We start from the raw sequence: 16,559 nt of genomic DNA on the forward strand, positions 1-16,559 counted from the left end.
ATTTCCCTTTAATTTAAATTAATCAATATATTCGACTAAAACACGCGGTGTGAGTTTAGTTACTAATTCATAACTGATTACGCCAACAATTTCTGCTATTTCTTCTATAGGCAACGCTTTACCCCATAAGATCACTTCATCGCCGACCTTATCTTCAGCATCAATGCCAAGATCAACTGTCAGCATATCCATTGATACTTTACCTACAATCGGCACTCGTCTGCCATTCACATATACAGGCGTACCTGTTGGCACATCTCGCGGATAGCCATCACCATAACCAATCGCGACCACGCCAATTTTAGTATCTTTATCACTGATCCAACGTCCACCATAACCAACAGGCTCACCTTTTTTATGTTCACGCACAGCAATCAATGAAGAGGTTAACGTCATCACAGGAATTAAATCATATTCACGACTTGGTGTATTGTTCACTGAAATACCATACATAATAATACCAGGACGAATCCACTCTAAATGAGATTCTGGCCAGAACAAAATACCACCTGAAGCAGCAATACTTCTTTCTCCTCGCTTGTCTTTACACGCCGTCAAGAAACGTTCAAGTTGTTTTTCTGTATAACCACAAGTTAACTCATCCGCACGACTAAAATGGCTAATAAAACGAATATGATTCACATTTAGTGATTGTGATAAGGCTTGATAATAATCATCGACTTCTTCAAGTTGAATACCTAAACGGTGCATCCCTGTGTCAATTTTGATCCAAACATTAATTGGATTAGGTAAATCAGCTTGCAATAACGCATCTAACTGTTCTGCACAATGTACCACCGTTTCAAGGTTATTTACTGCTAAAATCGGTAAATCACTGGCAGAAAAAAAGCCTTCTAATAATAAGATAGGCTTGGTAATTCCATTCGATCGTAAACGGAGAGCCTCTCCTAAACGAGCGACGCCAAAACAATCTACATTGTCTTGTACAGTTTGAGAAACAAACTCAACACCATGGCCATAAGCATTCGCTTTAACCACGGCAATAATTTTACTTTTTGGTGCTAATGATTTGATTTTTTGAATATTATGTTTAAGGGCAAGAGAACTAATCTTTGCCGTTGCTGCTTTCATGTTACTGCCTTTGTTAATTAATAATTGTCACTAAAATCAGAACCATACTGTAAATTATCAAAACGAGAAAATCCGCCCATAAATGCTAAACGCACACTGCCGATCGGTCCATTACGCTGTTTCCCAATAATAATTTCCGCTGTTCCTTTAAATTCTGAATTAGGGTTATAAACTTCATCTCGATAAATAAACATAATTAAATCGGCATCTTGCTCAATCGCACCTGACTCCCGCAGATCTGAATTCACAGGGCGTTTATCAGCACGTTGTTCCAAGCTACGGTTTAATTGGGATAATGCAATGACTGGCACTTTTAACTCTTTCGCTAAGGCTTTTAAGGAACGAGAAATCTCGGCAATCTCTAACGTCCGATTTTCCGCATAACCAGGAACACGCATTAATTGTAAATAATCCACCATAATCATTGCTAAGCCATTCGGGCTTTCACGATGAATACGTCTAGCACGCGAACGTAATTCTGTTGGCGTTAGGCCTGAAGTATCATCAATATAGATATTATTTTTCTCTTTTAGTAATGCAATACAACTGGATAAACGGGCACCTTCATCATTAGCAAAATCAATTTGTCCCGTTCTTAATTTGGTTTGATCAACACGAGAAAGCGAGGCGAGCATCCTTGTCATTAATTGTTCTGCTGGCATTTCCAGACTAAAAATTAATACAGCTTTATCCTGATCTTTCGGCAAAGCTGCATTTTCACATAAATTCATTGCGAAAGTGGTCTTTCCCATTGAAGGACGAGCCGCAATGATAATTAAATCACCAGGTTGCAAACCTGCTGTCTTTTTATCCAAATCAGTAAATCCTGTTGAAACACCAGTAATTCCCCCAAGACTTGGATTCTGAGCTAAGGTTTCAATTTTGGTAATCGTATCAAACAAAATTTTAGTAATATTTTGTGGACCAGTATCCGTTCCAGCCATACGTTGTTCAGAGATCTGCAAAATCTTACTTTCTGCATTATCTAAAATATCTTTTACATCTTGCCCATTTGGTGAATAACAGTTTTCAGAAATCGTATTTGTTGTTGCTATCAATTCCCGTAAAATTGCTTTTTCACGAATAATATTGGCATAAGCTAACGCATTTGCACTATTAGGTGTTTTCTGAGAAAGCTCAACTAAATAAGAAAATCCGCCAACAGCATCCGTTAAATCTTTACTACTTAATGCTTGTTCTAAAGTAATGAGATCTGCTGGTTTACCATGGCTCAATAAATTTTCTATCTCTTGGAAAATAACTCGATGAGCATAAGTATAAAAATCCTGTGCAATAACTGCTTCAACTACCCGATCCCATAAACCATTATCCAACAATAACGCACCTAAAACAGATTGCTCTGCCTCAATTGAATGTGGTGGAATAAACTGTTCTATCTCTTTGTTTCTATTTGCTTTTGTTACGGTTGTTTGTGATTGTGAAGTTCGAGTAGGAGTCCAAGCCATACAGTCTGCCATCTAATTAGTTATTGGAACGGAAGTATAGCAAAAATTCGCTTATATTGTTATGAATACGATAAATAAAAACCGCCAAAGAAGAAGTTTCTTTAGCGGTTTCTTAAATATGAAAAAATAATGATCTATTATTCTTTTTTACCTAATTGAGGGAAAGCAGAATTGTTTAGCAATAGACCTGTTTGCGTATAAATACCAAGTTTATCTCGTGTATCTGTGATGTCTAAGTTGCGCATTGTCAACTGACCAATACGATCTTTCGGATCAAATGGTGCATTTTCTACTTTTTCCATACTTAAACGTTCTGGCTGATAAGTTAAGTTTGGTGATTCGGTATTTAAAATTGAATAGTCATTACCACGACGTAACTCTAAAGTAACCTCACCAGTTACTGCACGAGCAACCCAACGTTGTGCAGTTTCTCTTAACATTAATGCTTGTGGATCAAACCAACGACCTTGATAAAGTAAACGACCTAAACGTAATCCATTGATACGATACTGCTCAATAGTATCTTCATTATGAATACCTGTTACTAAACGTTCATAAGCAATATGTAATAATGCCATTCCTGGTGCTTCATAAATACCACGACTTTTCGCTTCAATAATACGGTTTTCAATTTGGTCTGACATTCCTAATCCATGGCGTCCACCAATACGATTTGCTTCTAAGAAAAGATCAACCGCATTAGCAAAAGTTTTGCCATTTAATGCGACTGGAACTCCTTCTTCAAAGCGAACAGTAACTTCTTCTGCTTTGATCGCAACATCTTCTTTCCAGAAAGCCACTCCCATGATTGGATTAACAATACGAATACCACTATTTAAAAACTCAAGATCTTTTGCTTCATGGGTTGCACCTAACATATTAGAATCAGTTGAATACGCTTTTTCCACTGACATTTTATAGTTGAAACCATTAGCAATTAAGAACTCTGACATTTCATGACGACCGCCAAGTTCATTAATAAACTGTTGATCTAACCACGGTTTATAAATCTTCAAACGTGGATTAGTTAATAAACCGTAACGATAGAAACGCTCAATATCATTGCCTTTAAAAGTACTACCATCACCCCAGATATTGACATCATCTTCCTTCATCGCAGTCACTAACATTGTACCAGTTACTGCACGACCAAGAGGTGTTGTATTAAAATAAGTTACACCACCAGTACTAATATGGAATGCTCCGCATTGAATAGCGGCAATCCCTTCATTAGCTAATTGACTACGACAATCAATTAAACGTGCATTTTCTGCGCCATATTCTTTTGCTTTGCGTGGAATTGCTTCGTAATCATCTTCATCTGGCTGACCTAAATTTGCTGTATAAGCATAAGGTACAGCGCCTTTTTGACGCATCCAAAGTAATGCTGCACTGGTATCTAAACCACCCGAAAAAGCGATACCTACTTTTTGTCCAACAGGGAGAGATTCAAGAATTGTTGTTGACATATTAATTCCTATTCATGAGATGTGTTTGATTCTGTGATAAAACGAACGTTTACCGAGTGCGTATTATTCCCTAAAATCCATCGAGTGTCCACAATCTTTATCAAATTTTTGCATAAAAATTCAATTTTTCGCATAAAAATTCAATTAATTTTCTCATAATCTAATTATATTATGGGATTTTTATAACCGATATGTGATAAATTTTTGGAATCTGGTAGAATTCACGCAAAAAAAATGCCACCTAAAGATTAGGTGGCAGATAAACAAATCTGTTTATAAAAATATACAGGAAGTGAAATGAGTAACTTCTCAGTTACTCAGCCTAGAAATTCTAGACTAATATGCAAACACAACATCATACTTAAGAATCTGAAACTCATTAACTAGTAAGGAATGACCAATCATTAAGTATGGCGCACATTCTAGGGAGCTCCCCTTGAATAAACAAACAAATTTTTTTTATCTTTAGCATAAAAAAAACTAATAACAAAATCCAATAGCAACTAACAGGAAGTTTTTACTCTGGATATTAAATTATGGTTAAACGTTTGCCTCCCTTAAATGCTCTAAAGGCTTTCGATTCAGCCGCAAGACATTTAAGTTTTACAAAAGCAGCCGAAGAACTCTTTGTTACTCAAGCAGCTGTCAGTCATCAAATAAAAATTTTAGAAGATTTTTTAGGAATAGAACTTTTTTTGCGCAAAAATCGTACACTTGAATTAACCGAAGCAGGAAAAAGTTATTTTTTTGATGTGAATAACATATTAAAAAAACTAATGGATGCCACAGAAAAACTTACCCAAAATAAAGGGCAAACTGTGCTATCTATCAATATTCCGCAAACTTTTGGTATGCAATGGCTTGTTCCTCAACTCAGTGAATTTAACCAACGCTATCCAGATATTGATGTACGCATCAATGGTGTTGATCATGATGAAGGCTTATTAACTCGTGAAGTTGATATTGCTGTTTATTATGGTAAAGGTGATTGGAAAGGGCTATCCGTTGAACGTTTAAAAGAAGCGCGATTATTAATTTTGGCATCACCAAATTTATTAGCGAAATATCCTATTCATCAAGTAGATGATTTACGCCAACATACGCTCCTACACGTCCATAATCGTGATAATTGGCAAATGGCATTAAACTCATTGAAATTAGAGGGGATGGATCTGCAGCATAATCCTGTATTTAGCCATACTTTTATGGCATTACAAGCGGCCATTCATGGGCAAGGGATTGTCCTTGCAAATGAATTATTGGCACAAAAAGAAATTAAACAAGGTAATCTACAAGAAGTATTAAGTTTACAATTAAAAGATCCTAAGTCTTTCTATGTGGTTTACCATTCAGATCGAGAAAACGATGAAAAAATCAAAGCATTTCGTGATTGGATCATCTCATTAGTATAAGGAAAATTTGTGTTTAAACCATTTTTAATCTTTACTGCACTAAGTGGCTTTTTCTGTGTTGCTTTTGGTGCATTTTCATCTCATGTCTTAAGTAAACAACTTTCTGCTGAAGCATTAAATTGGTTAGAAGTTGGTTGGCGTTATCAGACATTCCACACTTTAGCATTACTTTTTTTAATACTTTTATTTGTCATACCACTGCCTCAAGTCACTCCTAAATGGTATAAGACCGTGAAATGGACTGGTTATTGTTGGATTGCTGGTATTATCTTATTCAGTTTTAGCCTATACTGTTTAGCTTTAACTGGGAATAAAAGTTTAGCTCATCTTACCCCTATTGGTGGTGTTTTCTTTTTATTAGGATGGGGAAACTTATGTTATCTCGGAATCCGTTATCGCTTTCTAACCCATTCAAGCAAATAAAAATTATTATGACAAATCAACTTATTTTATATTGCCGTGCTGGATTTGAAAAAGAAACAGCAGCAGAAATTAATGATAAAGCAACTGATTTAGGTGTATATGGCTTTGCTCGTACAGAGCCAGATAGTGCTTTTGTCATTTTTGAATGTAACAGTGCCGAAGAAGTAAAGTTATTAATTCAACATCTTGAATTTAATACGTTAATATTTTGTCGACAATGGTTTGCTGTTATTCAGCAACTTACCTTTACTTCAACAGCAGATCGTATTTCGCCGATTATGGCTTTACTTTCCCAAGTAGATCTTGATTTAAATGCAATGACAGAAGTGTGGGTTGAAACAGCAGATACAAATCAAGCAAAAGAGTTACTCCCGTTTTGTCGCAAATTTACCGTACCATTACGGCAAAAATTAAAACAAGCTGGTTATCTTAGTCACCAAACAAACGCAAAAACGCAACCTTTTACCTTACATCTCTTTTTTACCGAATCGAATAGTTGCTTTGTAGGTTATTCTTTTAATCATAATCATTCGCCTGATTTTATGGGAATAAAACGATTACGTTTTCCTGCCGAAGCACCAAGTCGCTCAACTCTTAAATTAGAAGAAGCAATTAAAACATTTTTAACAGAAAAAGAAGAAACTAAACGTCTTACTGACCAACAATATGCCGTGGACTTAGGGGCTTGTCCAGGTGGTTGGACATATCAATTAGTCAGACGTGGATTATTTGTTTACGCCGTAGATCACGGTAAAGTTGCAGAGTCTTTACAAGAAACAGGACGTGTTGAACATTGTCCAGAAGATGGCTTCAAATTCCAACCGCCCAAAAAACGTAAAATTGATTGGTTAGTTTGCGATATGGTCGAACAACCTATTCGCATTGCTGAATTAATTGCAAAATGGCTAGTGAATGGTTGGTGTCAAGAAACAATCTTTAATCTAAAATTACCAATGAAAAAACGTTACATAGAAGTGCGAAAATGTCTTTTCTTAATTGAACAACGATTAATTGATGCTGATCTTGATTATCAAATGCAAGCAAAGCATCTTTATCATGACCGAGAAGAAATTACTGTACATATTCGTTTAAAAACAAAGAAATAAGGATAAATATATGACATTAAGAATTGCCGTAGTTGGTGCAGGTGGACGTATGGGACGCCAACTGATTCAAGCTGTAAGCAAAACTGAAGGAGTGACACTCACTGCTGCCTTTGAACGTTCAGGCTCAAGTTTACTTGGCAGTGATGCGGGTGAATTGGCTGGAGTAGGGCATAATGGTATAGAAATTACTGATAACTTATCAGCAAAAATCGAACAATTCGATTTACTTATCGATTTCACTCGCCCTGAAGGTACGCTCAATCATTTGGCACTTTGTGTGGCTCACAATAAAAAAATGGTGATTGGTACTACAGGATTTGATGACCAGGGTAAACAAGCTATTCAACAAGCTGCGGAAAAAATTGGTATTGTTTTTGCGTCAAATTATAGTGTCGGTGTTAATCTTGTTTTTAAACTCCTCGAAAAAGCAGCAAAAGTCATGGGAGATTATTGCGATATTGAAATTATTGAAGCGCATCATTGCCATAAAGTAGATGCTCCATCAGGTACTGCATTATCTATGGGAGAACATATCGCAAAAGCAATGGGGAAAGATCTTAAACAACACGCAGTATATGCTCGTGAAGGAATCACTGGCGAACGTAAACAGGATCAAATTGGCTTTGCTACTATTCGTGCTGGTGATGTGGTGGGTGAACACACTGTGTGGTTTGCAGATGAAGGTGAGCGAGTTGAAATTGCACATAAGGCCTCTAGTCGTATGACTTTTGCTAATGGTGCAGTTCGTGCTGCCAAATGGTTAGCAAACCACGATAAAGGCTTGTTTGATATGACTGATGTATTAAACCTAAACTCACTATAAAAGTTTCTCAGCCCAGTATTCACTGGGCTTTCTACTTTTATCTTATAGTGAATACCATTCGGTCTGATTTGTTCCACTTTCGATTTCTGCTATAATTCGCCCGTTTAACTGCAACTCAAATAGGATAAATTATGGGATTTTTAACTAATAAACGTATTTTAATCGCTGGTGTCGCTAGCAATCGTTCTATCGCTTATGGTATTGCACAAGCAATGCATCGTGAAGGCGCAGAACTTGCTTTTACCTATCAAAATGACAAGTTGAAAGGTCGTGTTGAAGAGTTTGCAAAAGAACTAGGTTCTTCTATTGTGCTCCCTTGTGATGTTGGTACTGATGAAAGTATCGAAAATTGTTTTAATGAATTACATAAACACTGGAATAAATTTGATGGTTTCGTACACGCTATCGCTTTTGCACCAGGTGATCAACTTGATGGAGATTATGTTAATGCCGTCAATCGTGAAGGTTTCCGTATTGCACATGATATTAGTGCTTACAGCTTTGTTGCAATGGCAAAAGCAGCTCGTGCAAATCTTAATCCAGGTGCAGCTTTAGTTACCCTTTCTTACTTAGGAGCTGAACGTGCTATTCCAAATTATAATGTAATGGGATTAGCAAAAGCCTCTCTTGAAGCTAATACTCGTTATATGGCATCTGCAATGGGTAAAGAAGGTATCCGTGTAAATGCAATTTCTGCAGGCCCAATTCGTACTTTAGCGGCATCTGGAATCAAAAATTTCAAGAAAATGTTAGGTCATTTTGAAAATACTGCACCGCTTCGCCGTACAGTCACCATTGAAGATGTAGGTAATACTGCAGCATTCTTATGTTCTGATCTAGCTGCGGGTATCACTGGTGAAGTTGTTCACGTTGATGCAGGCTTCAGTACTGTTGCAATGAGTGAATTAGACCTAGATTAATCCTTTCTTATTATTTCGCTCCGTCCTAACGGAGCGAATTTTTTTGTTTTTAATCGGATAAAATATGCTTCTAGATAATCCTCTTCTTAGCCAACTCAAACAACAAATTCGTGATAGTAAACCGCATGTAGAAGGTGTTGTAAAAGCAACTGACAAGGCTTATGGTTTTTTGGAATGTGAAAAGAAAAGTTATTTCATTCCTCCACAAGCAATGAAAAAGGTAATGCACGGTGACAAAATTAAAGCACTCATTGAAACTGTTGGAGATAAAGAGCAAGCGGAACCAGATAGTTTGCTAGAACCAATGCTAACACGCTTTATTGCTCGAGTTCGCTTTAATAAAGACAATAAACTGCAACTTTTTGTAGATCATCCAAATATTAAACAACCGATCTCGGCGAATGTGCATAAAAAAGCTACTGAAACGCTAGCCAATGGTGATTGGGTAGTAGCTGAATTAAAAACTCATCCATTACGAGATGATCGGTTTTTCTTTGCTCAAGTAACGCAATTTATTTGTCATCATGATGATCCAAAAACAGCTTGGTGGGTAACCCTTGCTCGCCATGAACAACCTCGTACAGCGGTAGCTGGGTTAGATCAGTATCCTTTTGACGAAACCACTATTCGGCAAGACCTAACAGATATAAATTTTGTTACGATTGACTCAGAAAGTACGGAAGATATGGATGATGCCTTATCTATTTCCCCATTGATGCAAGATAGTTCACAAGTTGGTTGGAAACTCGCTGTGGCAGTCGCAGATCCAACTGCCTATATTCCATTGGATTCACAAATTGAGCTTGATGCAAAACAACGCTGTTTTACCAATTATCTACCAGGTTTTAATATTCCAATGCTCCCTCGTGAGTTATCTGATGATCTCTGTTCATTGGTAGAGGGGGAAAAGCGTCCTGCCTTAGTCTGTTTTATTGAAACAGATCTTGAGGGAAATGTTACTACTGAGCCAAGTTTTACTTTGGCATGGATTTGTTCTAAAGCAAAACTTGCTTATGACGCAGTTTCAGATTATTTAGAACAACAACCAAATGCGTGGCAACCAACCAACGACATTATTAAGACGCAAATTGATGCACTACATCAATTCAGTTTAGCGAGAATTAAGTGGCGTCAACAACACGCAATCTTATTTAAAGATCGTCCTGATTATAATTTTATCTTGGCAGATAATGGAGAAATTTCTGAGATTCGAGCTGATTATCGTCGTATTGCGAATCGCATTGTTGAAGAGTGTATGATTATTGCAAATACTTGTGCGGCACAATTTTTAGCTACACATCAAGTAGCGGGTATCTTCAATACACATTCTGGTTTTGATAAGAAATTCTTACCAGCAGCAAGTAATTTCCTATTAAAACATCTTGCTAATGGAAGTAATCAAACTGAACTTGAGCAACGTTATAGTGTGGAAAGTTTAACGACACTTGATGGTTATTGCCAAATGCAACACGACCTTGATCAACTTTCACAAGAATACTTTGAAACTCGTTTACGCCGCTATCTCACATTTGCTGAATTTAAAGCAGAAGTTGCGCCTCATTTTGGTTTAGGTTTAACTGCCTATGCAACTTGGACTTCACCAATTCGTAAATATTCAGATATGGTAAACCATCGTGCAATCAAAGCTATCTTACAACAACAAACGCCACAACCGATTGAAGAAAATGTGCTAGCTCGATTACAAGAAGCCAGAAAACAAAATCGTTTGGTTGAACGTGATATTGCAGATTGGCTCTATTGTTTATATTTTGCTAAACAAGTAGCGGATAAGCCGATTTATCAAGCACAAATTATGGATATTACTCGTGGCGGGTTACGAGTACAGTTACTAGAAAATGGTGCTTATCTCTTTGTGCCAATGTCTTTTATTCATGATAAGAAAGAAGAGATTGAGGTAAACAGTGATGATATTGCGTTATATGTACAAGGTAATCGTCTTTATCAATTAGCGGATCTCTTGTCAGTACGTTTAGTTGAAGTTAATGTTGAAACACGCAGCATTATAGCTGAACCTGTAAAAGCGTAATCTTACTCGTAATCTTATTATAAAGATAATCACAAGCAAAAGTGTTGTGGTACTGCTTACTACAACACTTTCTTATCTTAGGAAGAATACAAATGAAAACAACAATAAAAGAACCACTCTGGACTCCAGAGTTTACTGGTTATGGTATCAGTAGCAGTGTATTTTATATTGTGCAATATATTATGGTTTCTGCTCTGCCTATCGTGATCACGCTCTCTTATGGTGGTAGTGCATTCGATGCAGGTATGGCAATGACTTGCTTTCAAATCGGCTGCATTCTTTGCCGTCCATTTGCAGGAGAATTGATTGATAGTTTAAATAAGAAAAAAATGTTATTTATTTCAACAGGACTTTTTTTTCTTATCACCGCTGCGTTCAACTTTTCTCCATCAGTTGAATACCTCTTTGTCTATCGTTTTTTTCAAGGAATGTTATTCGCTATCGGAACAACGGCAGTTGCAACCGTTGCTGTATTAGTCTTACCCAATAGTCGTAAAGGGGAAGGTATCGGTTATTTTGCAATGTTTGTTAATATCGCTATGGTTATCGGTCCATTCTTTGGATTATTAATTTTAGATAACTTTGGCGATCATGCTCTCTTTCTTGCCTGTAGTTTAATTGGCTTAATTGGCTTTTATGCCGCGAATCGCAAACCGTTACCTATTGAGTTAGCTCATCCAAAATCAATTTCTAAAAAAACTTGGAAGATTACACGTTTTATTGAGAAACGAGCTTTACCTTGGGCATTAATGGGCTTATTTATGAGTTTTACTTATTCAGGTATTTTAGTCTTCGTCCCGATTATGATGACATCAATGGGAATTGGACCAATGGCAAGTTATTTCTTTGTGATATTTGCGGTCACTATCGTCATTACACGTCCATTTGTTGGCAGAATTTATGACTATTATGGTGCAGCTTATCTCATTTATCCTGGTTATATTGCTTTTATTCTTGGTATGGCATTATTAAGTATCGCAAAATCAGCCACAGGTATTTTTATTGCTGCCCCTATTTTAGGCTTAGGTTACGGTGCCATTGCCCCTGCATTTCAAACTTCCAGTGTACAAGTCGTACCAAGCGAACGTGCTGGTGCAGCAACAGCGACTTATTTTCTCTTTCTTGATTTAGGTATCGGTTTAGGTTCTATACTACTAAGTATGCTGGTTAGTGCCTTTGATTTTAATCTTATGTATTGGGTTAATACTTTAGTCGCAATAATTGGTTTAATTCTTTACCACTTCATCGTAAGAGGCAAATATCAAACTAAATTAGAAAAAATTTAATTTTGTAAAATTAGGATCTATAAATATTCTTGCTTACAACATCGATAAAAAAACATCTTATAGATCCTAAGCAAAACGTTTTTGCCTAATTTTTATTGCTTCAATCACATCTTCTAACGCATGGCTTAATAATGCACGATCATGTCGATAACTCACGTCATCCGCATTTAATTTTCGAGATAAAACGCAGTGCTGTTGTTTAAACTGTTCTGATAAAGTCATCTCCACACCAGTAATCACCCCATCAATAACAGATTTACCAAGATAGCAATTTACCCAATTTACTCTTGCCATGAGATCTAATTGTGCCGATGGACTATGCTCTGCCCCTAAATTATCGATAAAAATTTTAATAGCATGACTCTGTGCAATAGCAGCTTTAATCTCTGCTAGCAATAATGGCGGTAAAATACTGGTAAAAAAACTTCCTGGTCCTAATAAAATAATATCTGCCTGCTCAATCGCTGCCACTGCTTCTGGAGTAGCAGGAACAACGGGTTCTATACTTAATTTTTGCGGAATTTCTTGCAAATTATCAATACTAACTTCCCCAATAATCATTTCACCATTATGTAACTCCGCAGCTAATTGTGCGGGTTTCTCTGACATCGGAATAATAAAAGGCTCTACATGCAATAATTCTCGAATCAAATTTACCCCTTCTAATGGGCGTACTTTGATATTCTCTAAGGCTTTTAACATCAAATTGCCTAAATTATGCCCAGCCAATTCTCCTTCACCACTAAAGCGATATTCAAATAATTCCGAAGCTGTTGTCGGTGTGGTAATAATTTGATTTAAACAATTACGCAAATCACCCCAAGCAATCCCACCAAATTCAGTGCGAATTCTACCTGTTGAGCCGCCATTATCAGTCGTTGTTACAATCCCTGTTAATCGAGAACGCATAAAACTGAGTGCTGACATCACTCTCCCTAATCCATGCCCACCGCCAATAGCCACAATACGGCGAGCCTCATTTAAATTGGGTGTAACAACTGAGGAAACTACCATAAATAAACCTTGTAATTAATCTTTTTATAAAATTGCAGTAACTTTTGATATGCCATAAAAATAAACAACACTAAAAGTTGTAGTGATTTTTTCCACAACACAACAGATAAAAATATCCGCAATTCCAATCAGTTACTGCCAATAGGTGACCTATTCTAACTTTCTTTATCCTGTTAGTCGATCCAACGATTATTTGAATTTTAAAAATAAAGTTTGTTATTCCTTTTACAATTTGCTATATTTCGCTCCGAAATTTAAATAGACCAAACCGAAATATAATGAGTAAAAGAAATACCAAACAACGTCGTCATGCCATTTTAAAATGCCTTGAAGAGCAAGGTGAAGTTACCGTAGAACAGCTTGTCAATCAATTTGAAACTTCAGAAGTTACGATTCGTAAAGATCTATCCGCTTTGGAGCAAAGTGGATTACTACTCCGTCGTTATGGTGGGGCAATTTTAATGCCAGCAGAAGCATTAGCTGATGATGAAGAAAATGAAGCATTATCACCACAAAAACTTGCTATTGCTAAGCTTGCCGCCGCACAAATTCGTGATCACAACCGTATCATTATTGACACAGGTAGTACAACTTCGGCTCTCATCAGTCAATTAAATAAAAAGCAAGGTTTAGTGGTAATGACAAACTCTCTAAATGTTGCCGCAGAACTACGCCAGCTCGAAAATGAACCCACTTTATTAATGACAGGCGGTACTTGGGATTCTTCTTCAGATTCATTTCAAGGTCAAATCGCCGAGCAAGTATTGCGTTCATATGATTTCGATCAATTATTTATTGGTGCTGATGGTATTGATCTACAACGTGGTACAACGACCTTTAATGAACTGGTTGGTTTAAGTCGTGTTATGGCAGATGTTTCTCGTGAAGTTATTGTTATGGTTGAATCGCAAAAAATTGGTCGCAAAATGCCAAATTTGGAACTGACGTGGCAACAGATTCACTATTTGATTACCGATGATCAGATTGATTTAATCATCAAAAAACAAATTGAAGATCTTGGTGTAGAAGTATTAATTGCTTCTGCCAAATAACTTTATTTTTACTATTCAACAAAGGAAAAAATTATGTGTGGAATTGTTGGTGCAGTCGCACAACGTGATGTTGCAGAAATCTTAATTCAAGGTTTACACCGTTTAGAGTATCGTGGTTATGATTCTGCTGGTGTAGCAGTCGTTGATAACCAACACAATTTACAACGTGTTCGCCGTGTCGGTAAAGTAAAAGCCTTAGACGATGCCGTTGAACAACAGCCTTTAGTGGGTGGAACAGGTATCGCACATACCCGTTGGGCAACGCATGGCGAGCCATCAGAAGCAAATGCACACCCACATATGTCAAGTGATATTGCGGTAGTACATAATGGAATTATTGAAAATTATCAAGAACTTAAAGTTGAACTTCAACAACGTGGTTACCAATTTACCTCTCAAACAGATACTGAAGTCATTGCTCACTTAGTACATTGGGAATTTCAATCTTGCCAAGATTTATTACGTGCTGTGCAGCAAACAGTTAAACAATTAACTGGTGCGTATGGTATGGTGGTTCTGCACCGTCAACAACCAGAACATCTCATTGCTGCACGTTCTGGTAGCCCATTAGTTATCGGTTATGGAGTAGGCGAAAATTTCTTAGCTTCTGACCAATTAGCTTTATTAAATGTTACACGCCGATTTAGTTTCCTTGAAGAGGGCGATGTGGCAGAAATCACCCGTCGTCAAGTAACAATTTACAATCGCTTAGGTGAGCAAGTTGAACGTACCATTTCTGAGTCTAACTTAGAACAAGATGCTGCAGATAAAGGTCAGTTCCGCCACTTTATGCAAAAGGAAATTTTCGAACAACCTACTGCTATTATTAATACTTTAGAAGGTCGTATTGCACACGATAGCGTAATTGTTGAAAGTATTGGTAGCAAAGCAAAAAGTATTTTAGAAAATGTGAAGCACGTACAAATTGTTGCTTGTGGTACCTCATACAACTCAGGTATGGTGGCACGTTATTGGTTTGAAGCCTTAGCAGGCGTAAGCTGTGATGTAGAAATCGCTTCTGAATTCCGTTATCGTAAATTTGTTACTCGTCCAAATAGCTTATTACTCACGCTTTCGCAATCAGGTGAAACAGCGGATACTTTAGCAGCATTACGGTTAGCTAAAGAAAAAGGCTATATGGCAGCAATGACAATTTGTAACGTTGCTGGCTCATCATTAGTTCGTGAATCTGATCTTGCTTTTATGACGCGTGCCGGCGTAGAAATTGGCGTGGCTTCAACCAAAGCATTCACAACACAATTAGTCTCTATGTTAATGCTAGTGGTAGCGATTGGTAAATTAAATGGCAGTATTTCTGCAGAGAAAGAACGCGAAATTGTACAAGCACTAAATAGTATTCCAACCGATATCGAAAAAGCATTAGTGTTTGATAAACAAATTGAAAAACTTGCTGAAGATTTTGCCGAAAAACATAATGCTTTATTCTTAGGGCGTGGTGAATTCTATCCAATCGCTATGGAAGCTGCATTGAAATTGAAAGAGATTTCATACATTCATGCAGAAGCTTACGCTGCTGGTGAATTAAAACATGGGCCATTAGCTTTAATTGATGCAGATATGCCAGTAATCGTTGTCGCACCAAACAATGAATTATTAGAAAAAGTAAAATCTAATATTGAAGAAGTGCGTGCTCGTGGTGGTCAGTTATATGTTTTTGCGGATGCAGAAGCTGGATTCAAAGATAGTGATAATATGAAAATTATCACCATGCCAAAAGTTAATGAATTAGTTGCTCCAATCTTCTATACCGTACCGATGCAATTACTTTCTTACTATGTGGCAATTATTAAAGGTACTGATGTTGACCAACCAAGAAATTTAGCTAAAGCAGTTACAGTTGAGTAATCATTGTAAATATTAAGGGCAGATTTAAAATCTCTGCCCTTAAATTTTTAATATCATATTACTTTACTTGAGATAAGGTTTTAACACGATGGCGTAAGTGTTTTTTCTGAATTTCATCAACTAAACCACCTTTTTGTACCATATCAATTCTCTCTTTCAAATTTTGCTTTTGAACTCGGTGAATATGTTCTATTTTTTCTAGATCTGTATTCATCGTTTATACTCCTGTTATATCTCTCACAATATTTATGAAACAAGAAAGTTATTTAGTACATCTTAACCATATTAAGTACAACTCAACATTAAGCTATTTTTAATATACACTTACAAGTAAAATAAAAAATAGCTTACATTTTATACATACCATAACACAAATTTCATTACAAATCTAGATTATTCCTCAAAGTAAGTATATTTATCAAAAAAAACCTCTTCTTATATGTGATAAGAAGAGGTCTATTTAATTTAATCAAATCAAGAATGATAAATTACAAAATCTCTTTTGCTTTTGCTACCACATTCTCAACAGTGAAACCAAAGAGTTTAAATAATTCACCTGCTGGTGCTGATTCACCAAAACGAT

Annotated in this window: 14 protein-coding genes; 9 read left to right on the forward strand and 5 right to left on the reverse strand. The window is 36.6% G+C overall.

Annotated elements, in window-relative coordinates:
* Positions 1–18: 18 nt before the first annotated feature.
* The 3 genes from alr to argG form a co-directional block, all read right to left on the reverse strand.
* Positions 19–1,092, reverse strand: a complete 1,074-nt coding sequence (alr, locus tag ACFFHT_RS06215; protein ID WP_382374491.1) for an alanine racemase — start codon at positions 1,090–1,092, stop codon at positions 19–21.
* 17 nt (positions 1,093–1,109) lie between these two features.
* Entirely contained in the window at positions 1,110–2,558 is a 1,449-nt protein-coding gene (dnaB, locus tag ACFFHT_RS06220; protein ID WP_382374493.1) for a replicative DNA helicase, read from the reverse strand.
* Positions 2,559–2,695: 137 nt separating this feature from the next.
* Entirely contained in the window at positions 2,696–4,027 is a 1,332-nt protein-coding gene (argG, locus tag ACFFHT_RS06225) for an argininosuccinate synthase (protein ID WP_382374495.1), read from the reverse strand.
* A 536-nt stretch (positions 4,028–4,563) separates the two neighbouring features.
* On the opposite strand from argG, the gene ACFFHT_RS06230 reads away from it, so the two are divergent.
* The 7 genes from ACFFHT_RS06230 to ACFFHT_RS06260 all read left to right on the forward strand — a co-directional run bounded on the left by ACFFHT_RS06230 (position 4,564) and on the right by ACFFHT_RS06260 (position 12,044).
* A complete protein-coding gene (locus tag ACFFHT_RS06230) occupies positions 4,564–5,439 on the forward strand; it encodes a transcriptional regulator GcvA (protein WP_382374497.1) in 876 nt (291 codons plus the stop codon).
* A gap of 9 nt (positions 5,440–5,448) precedes the next feature.
* Positions 5,449–5,862, forward strand: a complete 414-nt coding sequence (locus ACFFHT_RS06235; RefSeq protein WP_382374499.1) for a DUF423 domain-containing protein — start codon at positions 5,449–5,451, stop codon at positions 5,860–5,862.
* A gap of 8 nt (positions 5,863–5,870) precedes the next feature.
* The gene (gene rlmM, locus ACFFHT_RS06240; RefSeq protein WP_382374501.1) at positions 5,871–6,968 is read left to right on the forward strand and encodes a 23S rRNA (cytidine(2498)-2'-O)-methyltransferase RlmM; all 1,098 of its coding nucleotides are present in this window, start codon (positions 5,871–5,873) and stop codon (positions 6,966–6,968) included.
* A 10-nt stretch (positions 6,969–6,978) separates the two neighbouring features.
* The gene (dapB, locus tag ACFFHT_RS06245; RefSeq protein WP_382374503.1) at positions 6,979–7,791 is read left to right on the forward strand and encodes a 4-hydroxy-tetrahydrodipicolinate reductase; all 813 of its coding nucleotides are present in this window, start codon (positions 6,979–6,981) and stop codon (positions 7,789–7,791) included.
* 131 nt (positions 7,792–7,922) lie between these two features.
* A complete protein-coding gene (gene fabI / locus ACFFHT_RS06250) occupies positions 7,923–8,711 on the forward strand; it encodes an enoyl-ACP reductase FabI (RefSeq protein ID WP_382374505.1) in 789 nt (262 codons plus the stop codon).
* Positions 8,712–8,775: 64 nt separating this feature from the next.
* Positions 8,776–10,758, forward strand: a complete 1,983-nt coding sequence (locus ACFFHT_RS06255; RefSeq protein ID WP_382374507.1) for an exoribonuclease II — start codon at positions 8,776–8,778, stop codon at positions 10,756–10,758.
* Between the two features lie 92 nt (positions 10,759–10,850).
* Positions 10,851–12,044: an MFS transporter gene (locus ACFFHT_RS06260; RefSeq protein WP_382374509.1), complete on the forward strand. Its 1,194-nt coding sequence runs from the start codon at positions 10,851–10,853 to the stop codon at positions 12,042–12,044.
* A gap of 66 nt (positions 12,045–12,110) precedes the next feature.
* Here ACFFHT_RS06260 and ACFFHT_RS06265 read toward each other — a convergent pair whose 3' ends face one another.
* A complete protein-coding gene (locus ACFFHT_RS06265) occupies positions 12,111–13,058 on the reverse strand; it encodes a gluconeogenesis factor YvcK family protein (protein ID WP_382374511.1) in 948 nt (315 codons plus the stop codon).
* 278 nt (positions 13,059–13,336) lie between these two features.
* Between ACFFHT_RS06265 and ACFFHT_RS06270 the strand changes: the two genes are divergently transcribed.
* Together ACFFHT_RS06270 and glmS are read left to right on the forward strand one after the other, a co-directional pair.
* On the forward strand, positions 13,337–14,110 hold the full coding sequence (locus ACFFHT_RS06270; RefSeq protein WP_382374513.1) for a DeoR/GlpR family DNA-binding transcription regulator: 774 nt from the start codon (positions 13,337–13,339) through the stop codon (positions 14,108–14,110).
* 33 nt (positions 14,111–14,143) lie between these two features.
* The gene (glmS, locus tag ACFFHT_RS06275; RefSeq protein WP_382374515.1) at positions 14,144–15,976 is read left to right on the forward strand and encodes a glutamine--fructose-6-phosphate transaminase (isomerizing); all 1,833 of its coding nucleotides are present in this window, start codon (positions 14,144–14,146) and stop codon (positions 15,974–15,976) included.
* Between the two features lie 58 nt (positions 15,977–16,034).
* On the opposite strand, the gene ACFFHT_RS06280 is transcribed toward glmS, so the two are convergent.
* Positions 16,035–16,190, reverse strand: coding sequence for a hypothetical protein (locus ACFFHT_RS06280; RefSeq protein WP_382374517.1), 156 nt, complete (start codon positions 16,188–16,190; stop codon positions 16,035–16,037).
* Positions 16,191–16,559 lie beyond the last annotated feature (369 nt).

Source organism: Gallibacterium melopsittaci, from assembly GCF_042433085.1.
Taxonomy (GTDB): Bacteria; Pseudomonadota; Gammaproteobacteria; order Enterobacterales; family Pasteurellaceae; genus Gallibacterium; species Gallibacterium melopsittaci.